This window comes from Falsiroseomonas algicola (genome assembly GCF_011040385.1).
GTDB lineage: Bacteria > Pseudomonadota > Alphaproteobacteria > Acetobacterales > Acetobacteraceae > Falsiroseomonas > Falsiroseomonas algicola.
In genome coordinates this window covers 585,441-597,073 of sequence record NZ_JAAIKB010000001.1, presented here as the reverse complement: position 1 = coordinate 597,073, position 11,633 = coordinate 585,441, and the positions used below count along the sequence as shown (strand labels likewise).

Annotated in this window: 9 protein-coding genes; 3 read left to right on the top strand and 6 right to left on the bottom strand. The window is 71.8% G+C overall.

Going from position 1 to position 11,633, the window contains the following annotated elements; translation table 11 throughout:
• Window positions 1–8: 8 nt before the first annotated feature.
• Window positions 9–347 (bottom strand): YMGG-like glycine zipper-containing protein, encoded by a 339-nt coding sequence (locus tag G3576_RS02840; protein ID WP_164692791.1) that lies wholly within the window; start codon window positions 345–347, stop codon window positions 9–11.
• 268 nt (window positions 348–615) lie between these two features.
• On the opposite strand from G3576_RS02840, the gene G3576_RS02835 reads away from it, so the two are divergent.
• Entirely contained in the window at window positions 616–1,728 is a 1,113-nt protein-coding gene (locus tag G3576_RS02835) for a Kelch repeat-containing protein (protein WP_164692790.1), read from the top strand.
• The gene (locus G3576_RS02830; protein WP_164692789.1) at window positions 1,728–2,339 is read left to right on the top strand and encodes a histidine phosphatase family protein; all 612 of its coding nucleotides are present in this window, start codon (window positions 1,728–1,730) and stop codon (window positions 2,337–2,339) included. The genes G3576_RS02835 and G3576_RS02830 overlap by 1 nt, the downstream gene beginning before the upstream one ends.
• A gap of 57 nt (window positions 2,340–2,396) precedes the next feature.
• Here the strand turns inward: G3576_RS02830 and G3576_RS02825 are convergent, their stop codons facing one another.
• The 5 genes from G3576_RS02825 to G3576_RS02805 all read right to left on the bottom strand — a co-directional run bounded on the left by G3576_RS02825 (window position 2,397) and on the right by G3576_RS02805 (window position 10,710).
• Window positions 2,397–4,676, bottom strand: a complete 2,280-nt coding sequence (locus G3576_RS02825; protein ID WP_164692788.1) for a methyl-accepting chemotaxis protein — start codon at window positions 4,674–4,676, stop codon at window positions 2,397–2,399.
• A 69-nt stretch (window positions 4,677–4,745) separates the two neighbouring features.
• Window positions 4,746–6,077: a chromate efflux transporter gene (chrA, locus tag G3576_RS02820; protein WP_164692787.1), complete on the bottom strand. Its 1,332-nt coding sequence runs from the start codon at window positions 6,075–6,077 to the stop codon at window positions 4,746–4,748.
• A 137-nt stretch (window positions 6,078–6,214) separates the two neighbouring features.
• Window positions 6,215–8,188 (bottom strand): methyl-accepting chemotaxis protein, encoded by a 1,974-nt coding sequence (locus G3576_RS02815; protein ID WP_164692786.1) that lies wholly within the window; start codon window positions 8,186–8,188, stop codon window positions 6,215–6,217.
• A 128-nt stretch (window positions 8,189–8,316) separates the two neighbouring features.
• Window positions 8,317–8,880, bottom strand: coding sequence for a ferritin-like domain-containing protein (locus G3576_RS02810; RefSeq protein WP_164692785.1), 564 nt, complete (start codon window positions 8,878–8,880; stop codon window positions 8,317–8,319).
• 93 nt (window positions 8,881–8,973) lie between these two features.
• On the bottom strand, window positions 8,974–10,710 hold the full coding sequence (locus tag G3576_RS02805) for an L-aspartate oxidase (protein ID WP_164692784.1): 1,737 nt from the start codon (window positions 10,708–10,710) through the stop codon (window positions 8,974–8,976).
• A gap of 122 nt (window positions 10,711–10,832) precedes the next feature.
• On the opposite strand from G3576_RS02805, the gene G3576_RS02800 reads away from it, so the two are divergent.
• Complete coding sequence (locus tag G3576_RS02800) at window positions 10,833–11,468, top strand: hypothetical protein (RefSeq protein WP_164692783.1); 636 nt, start codon at window positions 10,833–10,835, stop codon at window positions 11,466–11,468.
• The last annotated feature ends 165 nt before the right edge of the window (window positions 11,469–11,633 follow it).

Genomic DNA, 11,633 nt, shown 5'->3' with positions numbered 1-11,633 from the left:
CGGCCCGGCTACTTGTAGTTGGGCTGGTAGCCCTGCGGCGGCGGGCCGTAGTGCCAGGTGCCATACTGGTCGTACCAGCCGCCGTAGCGGGGGTCATACGGCGCGGCCAGGCGCGGCTCTGCCGGGATGGCGTCCGGCTCGGGCGGCGGCGTCAGCGCCCCAGCCAGGGTGCCGAGCGCCCCGCCGATCAGCGCACCGCGCCCCGCGCTGCCGGTGACGGAGCCGATCAGCGCGCCAGCCCCCGTGCCGATGGCCGCCCCGGTCAAGGCCCGCTGGTTGCGGTCATTCGGATCGGAGCAGGCGGCAAGCGCCAGCAGCGGCGCGAGGATCAGGGCGTGGCAGCGCATCGGGCGGGACTCCTGGCAAGTCGGGCAGGGACGCAAGGCCGCCTGCCCCGAAGGCGCCTCAGCCGGTGCGACCGGGGCGACCAGGGGTGATATCGTTCGCCGCCGGCGATGGTTCCATGCCCATCTGTTCGCGCTGGGCGGCACCCTGTGGGCATGGCGGCGTCCGCATCCGCATCGCCCGGCCAGGCGCCGAAACCTTAATCCGAATCCATCTTCCGACGCCGTCAGGCTTTCGCTATGTGGGATTCATTCGACCAGGGAGTGGGGCATGAACCGCAGGGCGATTCTGGGCGGCGCGGCGGCGCTGATCGGCGGCATGGGGGCTGCGCGGGCGCAGCAGGCGGTGCCGCATCACGGGCTGCCGATTCCCTCCGACCGCATGGCGCCGCTGCGCGGTTCGGGCCCCGTGACGCTGACCCCCGCGCAATACGCCCAGCGCTTCGTGGACAGCCCCGCCCCCGCCGGGCCGCCCGGCCGCTGGGTGGAGCGGGCGACGCTGCCGCTGCCGCGCACGGAGATGGCCTGGGCGGCGGAATGGGACAACAAGCTGCATGTCATCGGCGGCTATGCCGAGCAGCGGGTGAACAACAGCTACCACCACGTCTTCGACCCCGCGACGAACAGCTGGGTGGAGAAGGCGCGGCTGCCGCGCGGCGCCAACCATGTCGGCGTCGTCGCCCATGCCGGGAAGATCTACGCCTTCGGCGGCTTCAGCGCGCAGAACCGGGACGCGGATGTGCTGGCCTTCGCCTATGACGTGGCGGCGGATCGCTGGGACCGGATCGCCGACATGCCGCGGCCCCGCGGCGCCGGCGCGCTGGCGGCGGTGGGCGGCAAGATCCACCACATCGGCGGGGCCTCCAACCCCGACACGGAACGAGCCTCGGTCGGCTGGCATGAGGTCTATGACCCGCAGGCGGATCGCTGGGAGCGGCGCAAGGCGCTGCCGGGCGCGCGGGACCATGCGGGCGTGGTCGTCCATAACGGCCTGATCCACATCGTCGGCGGCCGCTTCAACACCTTCGAGTACAATACGGGCCTGCACCATGTGTACGACCCGGCGGCGGACCAGTGGACGACGCGATCCCCCCTGCCGACGCCGCGGTCGGGCCATGGCCTCGTGGTCTATCGCGGCCGCTTCTTCGCCATGGGGGGCGAGAGCGGGGTCTTCGTGAACCGCGAACTGACCGGCCAGGTGCATGGCCAGATGGAAAGCTACGACCCCGCCAGCGACACCTGGCAGCACCACGCGCCGATGCCGACGCCGCGCCACGGCATGGGCGCGGTGACGATCGGCGACTTCATCTACGTGGCGGGCGGCGGCCCGGTGGTGGGCGGCGGCATCAAGACGGCGGTGCACGAGGCCTTCACGCTCGGCTGATGCAGCGCCGCCATCTCCTCGCCGCGCCCGCGATCCTGCTGGCGCGGCCCGCCTTCGCCGCCACCGCGCAGGGCGACGCCGCGCGGGCGCTGGTCGCGGCGCTGCGCGCCGGCAACGTCGTCGTCGTCATGCGCCATGGCATCACCGACCGCAGCCAGGTCGATACCGGGGACCTCTCGAACCGCGCCGGCCAGCGCAACCTGAGCGAGGCGGGGCGGGAGCAGTCGCGCCGCACCGGCCGCGCGCTGGCCGCACTCGGCGTGCCGCTCGGGCAGGTGCTGGCAAGCCCGGTCTTCCGGGCGCGCGACACGGCGGAGCTTGCCTTCGGCGCGCGATCGGTCGTGGAGCCCATGCTGACGGCGGATGACTACACGCCGGACCCGGCGCAACTCGCCCGCCAGATCGCCTGGCTGCGGGCGCGGACGGGCAGGCCTTCCGCGCCGGGCGTCACGGATATCCTTGTCGGCCACATCGTGCCCCTCGGCATGGTGCTGGGGCGCGGGCTGGCGCAGGCGGAGTATCCGGAAGGCAGCCTCGCCGTCTTCGCGCCCGGCGAGGGCGCGGGACGGTTGCTTGGCATCCTGGCGGCGGAAACCTTGCCGCCGGCATAGGGCGCCTCCTGCCACCTGGGCGGAGCCGCGCCTCCACCGCGCCAAGCGCGGCCGCGGTCACGCGGCCTTGCGGCGGACACTGTCCATGACGCTCTCCATGCGCGCCTGCGCCTCCGCCTGCGCCACCACCAGCCCCAGCCGCGGCCAGGCCAGATGGGCGACGCGCGCTGCGATGGCGCCCTCGCCGGGCAGCGTGACCGTCACCGACAATCCGGCGCGCAGCGAGGCGGGCATCGGCCCGCTGCCCTCCACGCCCATGCCGCCCCGCGACGCATCGAGCAGCCGGACAGGGAAGACCTCCCCGCCCGGCAGGCCGATATCTGCGGCCCTGCCATCGGCGAGGATGCGTTCGAACTGGCGGCGCTCGCTGCCATCCTGGCGCATCATGGCCATGAAATGCGTGATCTCCGTGCCGAGCGTCTCGGTCTCCCGCGTCACGGCCACGGCGGCGGCCTGAACCTCGCTGCTGGTCTCGCGCACGTCGCGCGCGGTCTGCCGCGCCTGCGCCATCGCTTCCACCGTATGGCGCGCACTCTGGAGGACGGTGGCGACGGAGGCGGCGATCTGGCGCGTTGCCTCCCCCTGCTGATCCACGGCGGCGGCGATCGCGGTGGCGCTGTCGCCCATGCCGCCTACTTCAGTGGCCATGCCGCGGACCGTGGCCACGGCCTCCTCCGCCGCGGACTGGATCGCCTGGATCTGGCCGCTGATCTCCTCGGTGGCCTTGGCGGTCTGGCTGGCCAGCGCCTTCACCTCATTGGCCACCACGGCGAAGCCCTTGCCGGCCTCCCCCGCGCGCGCGGCCTCGATCGTCGCGTTGAGCGCGAGCAGATTCGTCTGGCCGGCGATGTCGGAAATGAGGCGCGCCACGTCGCTGATCATCCGCGCGGCGTCGCTCAACCGCGCCATGGTCGCGTCCGCCCGGCGCGTGCGGTCCACCAGCGCGGCCGCCATGCGCGCCGCGGTGCCGGCCTGGCGGCCGATCTCCGTGACGCTGGCCGTCATTTCATGCGTGGCCTCGGCCACGGAGTCGAGGTCCCGCGTGGAGGCCTGTGCCGAGTCTGCCGTGGCTTCGGCCTGCTCCTCCGCCGTGATGGCGCTGCCGGCCATGCTGCCGGCGGCATGATCCATGCGCGCGGCAGAGCCCGAAAGCCCCTGCATGACGCCGGCCAGGGCGGCGCTGAAGTCGCGCGTCTGCCGTTCCAGCTCCTGCGCCCGCCGCTCACGCGCCGCGCGTTCCGCCGCGCTGGTCGCCTCCAGCGCCGCCTTGTCGCGTGCCTGGTCCCGGAAGACTTCCAGCGCCCGGGCCATGGCACCGATCTCGTCAGCCCGGTCGCGGCCCGGGATGGCCAGATCGACCGTGCCGGCGGCCACCACGCGCATCGCCTCGCCCAGCGCCGCCAGCGGTCTTGCAAGGGTGCGTGCCGCCAGCAGGCCGAGCGGCAGGGTCACCAGCATCACCAACCCCACCACGATCAGGGCAAGGTTGAGGGCTGCCGCCCTCGCCGCTTCCAGCGCCGCCGTGGACTGGGCGAGCAGGATGCGCCCCACCGCCCGGCCGGCGGGATCGGCCAGCGGCATCATCCGCAGGCGGTGGTCGCCGAGGCCAGGCAGCGCGATGTGGCTTGCGGGCGGATCGGCGATGGCGTCGGCCAGCATGTCCATCGTCACGCCCGGCACGCTGGCGCCGATCAGCTTGTCGCCACCGATGAGGACGACCTGGACCCCTGCCAGCCGGGACAATGCCACGGCATTCTCCGGCAGCAGGCGGCTGGCGACCCGGATGGTGCCCACCAGCGGGCCATCGGCGCGACCACCAAGCCGGACGGGGATCACGGCATTGATCGCGATGGCACCGCTGGCCCGGGACAGGGTCAGCCCGGTGTCGTTCCGGCCCGCCAGGGCCGCGGCGACGTCCCGGTCACGCGACTTGTCGTCGCCCCATCGCGGCGGGTCATAGCTCCGGAACAGGGTCTTGGCCCTTGCATCCGTGGCTTCCACGACGCGCACGGCCGGGTCCACCGCATGCAGCGCCTCATACACTTCCATCAGCATGGCGCGCGATGCCGCATGGTCGCCGGCCTGCAGCACCGCCGCCAGGTCCGGGCGCAGGGACAGGTTGACCGCATGCCCGAGCACGCGGCGGGTCGTGTCCGCCAATTCGTTCTCGATCCGGGCGACGCTCCGGTCCAGCTGCTCCGCTGCCTCGCGGGTGCGTTCGGTCATGTCGGACCAGGCCTGGTAACCCGCCACCATCAGCACCGCCGCCAGGGCGGGCATCGTCGCCAGCATCACGAGCCGGGGACGGAGGCCGCGCAGGAAGGTGGGCAATTGCATGGTAGGCCGCTCTCCGGTTCAGGGTCGCGGCAGGGTGCCAGACGCTAATTAATTGATTGCAGGCTTCCGCTACCCCAGTAGCGTACGCGCCGCGAAGCCGGCCATGGCGGTCACGCCCAGCGTCCGCACCACGCCGAGCTTGAGGACGAAAAGGCAGACCGCCGCCAGCGCGCTCAGCGCCGCGGCATCCGGCACCAGGCTCAGCGGGTCCGGCACGTCCAGCGCCACCGGGCCCATGGACACCTTCTCCACCCGCGCGAAGATCACGCGCAGCGCGAACCACAGCGCCAGGTTCGCGATCACGCCCACCACCGCCGCGGTCACGCCCGCCAGCGCGCCCTTGAGGCGGGGGTTGGCGTGCAGCGTCTCCACGAAGGGGGCGCCGAGGAAGATGAAGGCGAAGCAGGGGGCGAAGGTGACCCAGACCGTGAGCAGCGCGCCGGCCGTGCCGCCGATGATGCCACCCTCCCGGAAGGCCGCCAGGAAGCCCACGAATTGCAGCACCAGGATCAGCGGGCCCGGCGTTGTCTCCGCAAGGCCGAGGCCGGCCAGCATGTCGGCCGCCGTCAGCCAGCGATAATACTCCACCGCCTCCTGCGCCACATAGGCCAGCACGGCATAGGCGCCGCCGAAGGTGACGACGGCCATCTTGGAGAAGAACCAGGCGATGTCGCCGAAGGTGCCCGCTTCCATCAGCATGGCGACCGGCCAGACCCAGAGCACCACCGCGACCAGCCCGGCGCGGCGAGCGGTCGCCGCCATGGCGGGGATGCGGCCGGGATCGGCGGCGATCAGTGCATCCAGCAACGAGGGCGGGCCGGCCTTCGCCGCGCCATGGCCGCCGGTGGCGAAGGCTTGCGGCAGGGCGTAGCCGACCAGGCCGGCCGCGAGCACCACGGCGGGGAAGGGGACGGCGAAGGCGAAGAGCGCCATGAAGGCCGCGAGCGCCATGCCCCAGGCGATGGTCCCCTTCAGCGCGCGCCGCGCCACCTTCACCAGCGCTTCCACCACCAGCACCAGCACCGCGCATTTCAGGCCGAAGAACAGCGCCCCCACCAGCGGCACGTCGCCCAGCGTGGCGTAGAGAATGGTCAGCGCCAGCATCACCGCGACGCCGGGCAGGATGAAGGCGATGCCGGCCAGAAGGCCGCCCTTCACGCCGTGCATCAGCCAGCCGAGATAGGTGGCGAGCTGCTGCGCCTCCGGCCCCGGCAGCAGCATGCAGAAATTGAGCGCATGCAGGAAACGCGCGTCGGAGATCCAGTGGCGCTCCTCCACCACCTCCCGGTGCATCAGCGCGATCTGCGCGGCGGGGCCGCCGAAGCTGAGCAGCCCGATGCGCCACCAGACCGGCGCGGCCTCCTTCAGCGTGGGAAAGCGGTCGGGGGCTTGCGTGTCCATCAGCGGGGTCCCGGCACCAGCCAGTTGCGGACCCCCTCCGTGGCATCGCGGCAGCAAAGATGGAAGACGTCGCCGGGTGACAATCCGGCCTGCCGTGAGGAAGGCCGGCTGTCAGCGCGCCGGCCCGCCTGGGCCGGTCAGGCGGCTTCCGCCTGATGGCGCAGCTTGCGGACCACTTCCGCCAGGCCGCGCTGCAGCGTGCCGCCATGGCCGGCGATATCGTCCGCCACGGCGCGCAGCCCCGCGGCGCCGGCGCGCGTCGTCTCCACCCGGGTGGAGACGTGGCTGGCGGCGACGGAGACGGTGTCCGTCCCGCCCGCGGCCTGCGCCACCGCGCGGGCGATCTCCTGCGTGGCGGAGCCCTGTTCCTGCACGGCGCTGGCGATGCCGGTGGTGATCTCCTCCAGCGTCGCGATGGTGCCACCGATGGCGCCGACCACGTCCACGACGGTGGTGGCGGCCTCTCGCATGGCACCGATCTGGGCGCCGATCTCCTCCGTCGCCTTGGCGGTCTGGGCGGCCAGCGCCTTCACTTCCTGCGCCACCACCGCGAAGCCCTTGCCGGCCTCGCCGGCCCGCGCGGCCTCGATGGTGGCATTGAGGGCCAGCAGGTTGGTCTGGCCGGCGATGTCGTTGATCAGGCGCACCACCTCCCCGATCCGCTCCGCGGCATCGGCCAGGCCGCGCGTGGCGGCGCCGCCATCGCGGGACTGGGCGGCGGCCTGGGTGGTGACGCGGGCGGCCTGCGTCGCCTGGCGGGTGATCTCCTCGATGCTGGCGGAGAGTTCCTCCGTGGCGGCGGCGACGGTGCCGACATTGCCGGCGGTCGCGGTGGCGGCGCCGGCGGCGGTCGCGGCTTCCTGCGCGGCGCCGCTGGCGGCATCCGTCATCTCCGCCGCCGCACCTTGCAGCCCGCCGGCGGCACGGCCCAGCGCTTCCGCCACGGTGCCGAACTGCGATTCCAGTTCGCCGGCGACGCCAAGCAGGGTGGAACGGCGCGCGGCCTCGATCCGGGCGGCGGCCTGGCGCTGTTCGCCGCGCAGGCGTTCCGCTTCTTCCAGCCCTTCGCGGAACACCTCCACCGTCCGGGCCATGGCGCCGATCTCATCCTGGCGGGTGGTGCCGGGGATGGGGCTTTCGCGGTCGCCGGCGGCCAGCTTCTGCATGGCGCCGGTCAGCCGGATGACGGGGCCGGACAGGCTTCGCGCCACCAGCAGCCCCGCGGCGCCGGACAGCAGCACCAGCAGGGCCGCGACCAGGCCCACCGTGAGCAGCGAACGCTGCCGGTCGGCGACGACGGTGGAGAGATCGTAGGTGAGCTCGACCAGGCCGATGATGCGGTCCTGCACGTCCCGCAGCGGCGCCACCAGCACCGAGACGGCCTTGCCGCCGCGGTCCAGCGTGTCGCTGGCCACGCCGCCGGCGAGTGCCGAGGCGCGCAGCGGCGTCAGCGTGGCATCGACGCCGGCCAGCGTGGAGGCGACCGGCACCAGGCGCTGGTCGAGCGCGCGAAGAACGCTGATGTCGAGGCCGAGGTCGCTGCCGATGGCCTTCAGGCGATCGACGTTCAGCGACCCCGCGACATCGACCACGCCCACGACCTGGCCCGCATGCCGGATCGGCGCCGTGCCGAAAAGGCTGACGTCGTTGGGCTGGACGCCGGTCTCGATCCCGCTGACGGTGCGGCCCGTCTCGATCGCGCGCACCACGGTGGCGCGCCGCGCGCGGAGGTCATCGCCGAACTGCTCCGGCCGCCAGACCCGCACCAGGGCGATACCGGGCGAGCGATGGATGTTGAGGCGCTGGTTGCGCGTCTGCAGGGTGGCGTCCGCGTCGCGCAGCAGGGCGAGGAGCGTCGCGCGGTCACCGCTGGCCGTTGCCTGCTGCACGATGGGCAGGGCGGCGAGGCTGTCGGCGACCACTGCACTGGCCCGCAGCTCGGCCTCGATGACGTCGAAGAAGGCTTCCTTGCCGCTGGCCAGGGTGCGGGCCACGCGTTCCTCGCTCGAAGCCTGGTCCCGCATGGCGACGGTGACGCCGAAGGCCACGGATACCAGCATGCCGACGACGGCGGTGGCGAGCGCGATGCGCCAGCGGATGGATTTGAGCATCGAAACCCCTCATGGGCCCGACAGGTCGCGGGCGCTGCATCATGGGGGGACGATGATACCGGATGGTGAATGCGTGGCCTGGACCCTGTGGAAAGGCCCCGCCGGGGGATGCCCGGCGGGGTGCCGCGTCAGGAAGCCTTGCGCCGGCCGCCGGACTTGCGGTTCTCGTTGGCGGAGACTTCCTCCTCCGGCTCACCGCCCTGGGCCATGGTGATGAAGGCCGGGTTCACCTCGGATTCTGCCACGCCGGTCAGCTTCTGGTCGGTCTCCTTCTCCTCGGCGAGCGTCTGGGCGAGAAGGTCGGCGAGCTGCGTCTGGCCGGCAGCCTTGGCGAGCGTTACCATCGTGCCATAGGCAGCGATCTCGTAATGCTCGATGCGCTGCGCGGCGGCGATGATGAGGACGTCCATCATCTCGCCGCGGTCATTCTCCTCCATCTCATGCGTCGCTTCCTCGATCAGGCCGCGCATCGCCTCGCAGACCTTCCGGCCGGGCTTGCCGCCGACCATCTCGAGCGCCTGCTCGATCCGCTCCACCTGGCCCTCGGTCTGCTCCATGTGCATCTGGATGCATTCCTTGAGCGCGGGATGCGTCGCGTTCTTCATCATCTTTGGCATGGCCCGCAGCGCCTGGCGTTCCGCGCTGTAGGCATCCTTGAGCTGATCGATCATCAGCTTCGAGATTTCGTCCATGGCTCAAATTCCCCTTGCGACCGTGCCGCCCGACAGGGCGGAGGTGGCAGAGGAACGGGGCGGGACCGTCGCCGGTTGCCGTGTGGCGCGTGACTATTCCGCGGCGGCGGGCAGAAGGCTTTCGCCGGGCCTGACGCGGGTGAAGGAGACGGGCTGCCAGCCGAGTCCGATCCGGTTGCCCGCGTCGAGAGTCACGATGGTGGCGGCCAGCCCGCCGGCATCGCGATCCGTCTGCGGGAAGTCCTCCCGGAAATGGGCGCCGCGGCTTTCCCGCCGCGCGGCGGCGGCGGTGACGATGGCGCGGCTGACCAGCAGCAGGGAGCGCAGGTTGAGCCATTCCTGCCAGGCGAGGTCGAAGCCGCGCGCGCCGCTCGCGATGCCGGTGGCGTCCAGCTCCGCCTCCAGCGCATCGAGGCCGCTCGCGGCTACCGCCAGGCCTGCCTCGTCGCGCAGGATGCCGGCCTTGTCCCACATCAGCTTGTGCAGCGCGTCGCGCAGCGGCGAGAGGCTGCGGGCGGGCTTCGCGAAGGGCGCCTCCGCCAGCGCGATGGCGGCGTCGAGCGCCGCGGGGCAGGGGTCTTCGAGGGCGCCGTGGCGGGGCACCCAGCGCGCCATGCTGTCGCCGGCGATGCCGCCGAAGACGGTGGAATTGGCGACGCCATTGCCACCGAGCCGGTTCGCGCCATGGACGCCGCCGGTATCCTCGCCCGCGGCGAAGAGGCCCGGGAGATCCGTGCTGCCATCGGGGCGGAACACGACGCCGCCCATCATGTAATGCGCGGTCGGCACCACGGGGACGCGGCCGCCCGCGAGGTCGAAGCCCATATCGGCGCAGCGTTCCACCATGCCCTTGAACTCGCGCCGCACGCGATCGGGGCCGAGATGCGCCATGGCGATGTAGAGGCCGCCATGCTCGTTCGTGTTGCCGGCCAGCATCTCCCGGTACATCGCCCGCGAGACGATGTCGCGCGTGGCGCGCTCGTTGCGTGGGTCGTACTTGTGCATGAAACGCTCGCCGTCGCCGCCGAGCAGGAAACCGCCGGAACCGCGCAGCCCCTCCTCGATGATCGTGCCGGTCATGCGGGTGCCGGGGCCGGCGAGCACGCCGGTCGGGTGGAACTGCACCATTTCCATGTCGCGCAGCTTCAGGCCGGCGCGCAGCGCCATCGCCATGCCGTCGCAGGATTTGTCGCCCGACGGGGTGTGGTAGGTGTACATGGTCGGCCCGCCGCCGGTGCCGAGCAGCACGGCCTTGGCCTTCACGAGGACGTAGTCGCCGGCGCGGATATCGATCAGCAGCACGCCGCTGATCCGCGACCCGTCCTTCGAGGGGATGAGGGCGAGGGCGCGGTGCTCCTCCAGCCGCTCGATGCCCCGCGCCCAGCTCTGTTCCGCCAGGCGGTTGATGATCTCGATGCCGGTCAGGTCGCCCTTGTGGACGGTGCGGTCGAAGGTCTGGCCGGCGAAGGCCTTCTGGTGGATCGTGCCATCGGGGTTGCGGTCGAAGAAGCAGCCCCAGCGGTTCTCGAGTTCCCGGATCCGCTGCTGCGCGACGGTGACGAGCGTCCAGGCCAGGTCCTGGTCGTTCAGCCATTTCCCGCCATCCAGCGTGTCCATGAAGTGGCGCTCGGCGCTGTCTGCGGCGGCGAGGGCGACGTTGTAGCCGCCCTGGACCATGCGAGTGCAGCCGGATTTGCCGAGAAGGCCCTTCACCGCGACGGTGACCTTGAGGTCGGGCGCGCCGGCCTTGGCGTGCAGCGCGCCGAGCAGCCCGGCGCCGCCGGAGCCGAGGACGAGGATGTCGGTGGTGTGGTGGCGGAGCGTCGTCATCGGCGGTGCCTCCACGGGGTGTCGATCATCGAACCCAGCGCACCCCTGAATTGTTGTAGGCCGGATCGAGTCGAATCCGTATCATGAATGCGGTTGGGACGAATGAAGCAGGGGGTCTCGCTGTGCTGCAACGATACTGCGCTCTGGCCATCGCCGCGGTCGGCCTGGCGGCCTGCAACCCCATGCCGGCGGGCATGACCGAGGCCATCCAGGACCCGAGCCCGTTCGAGCCACTGACCTTCGCCTGCCCGCCTTCGGGTACAACCGTGACGCACTGGAACGCCCGTCCACTGATCTACGCAGGCCCGGCGTCGGACCCCGAGGTCTGCCTGGTCCGGGGCATGACACGGACCGAGCAACGCTTGTTTCTCGTGCTGGGCGCGCCGGACGCCGCGCCGGCCTTGCAGGGCGAGGCGACGATGCGCGCTGCACTGCGCGCTTTGTGGCCGCTGGCTCCCATGAAGACCGTCGAGTTCACCATCACGGACGCGCCGCGCTTCGGTACGCGACTCGCGGTCGTGCGGGAGCGCTGGCGGGTGCTCAAAGCGGAAACCGTGATGCTTTCGCGTGAACCGCGTCCGTCTGTCGTCGTCGAACGGTCGAGGGTGCAATTGCCGGACCAGTCGCCGCACACGATCTGGACCTATTGGATCGATCGCGAGACGCGCGCGGTGCTGCGGACTGACATGAGGGTCGTCCGCGGCGTTGTGGTGGCAGATCCCGAACCGTCGTTGCAGCCGCAAGGGCTCTCGATGTAGGAGGCGGTCGCGCTTCGTCATCGTGGCCCCCTTGGTGAGGAGGGCACGCCGCATCCGCAATCAGTCTGAACGGGGGCCTCCTGCGTCGTCGGCGGGTTCTGCGGCAGGGGCTGGGAGCGGCCGTCGGAGGCGCCGACGAGAACGGCGACCAGGACACCCACGGCG

Bases quoted from the DNA above. Each gene is read 5' to 3' on its own strand.
- G3576_RS02840 (WP_164692791.1), bottom strand. From the start codon at position 347: ATGCGCTGCCACGCCCTGATCCTCGCGCCGCTGCTGGCGCTTGCCGCC.
- G3576_RS02835 (WP_164692790.1), top strand. From the start codon at position 616: ATGAACCGCAGGGCGATTCTGGGCGGCGCGGCGGCGCTGATCGGCGGC.
- G3576_RS02830 (WP_164692789.1), top strand. From the start codon at position 1,728: ATGCAGCGCCGCCATCTCCTCGCCGCGCCCGCGATCCTGCTGGCGCGG.
- G3576_RS02825 (WP_164692788.1), bottom strand. From the start codon at position 4,676: ATGCAATTGCCCACCTTCCTGCGCGGCCTCCGTCCCCGGCTCGTGATG.
- chrA (WP_164692787.1), bottom strand. From the start codon at position 6,077: ATGGACACGCAAGCCCCCGACCGCTTTCCCACGCTGAAGGAGGCCGCG.
- G3576_RS02815 (WP_164692786.1), bottom strand. From the start codon at position 8,188: ATGCTCAAATCCATCCGCTGGCGCATCGCGCTCGCCACCGCCGTCGTC.
- G3576_RS02810 (WP_164692785.1), bottom strand. From the start codon at position 8,880: ATGGACGAAATCTCGAAGCTGATGATCGATCAGCTCAAGGATGCCTAC.
- G3576_RS02805 (WP_164692784.1), bottom strand. From the start codon at position 10,710: ATGACGACGCTCCGCCACCACACCACCGACATCCTCGTCCTCGGCTCC.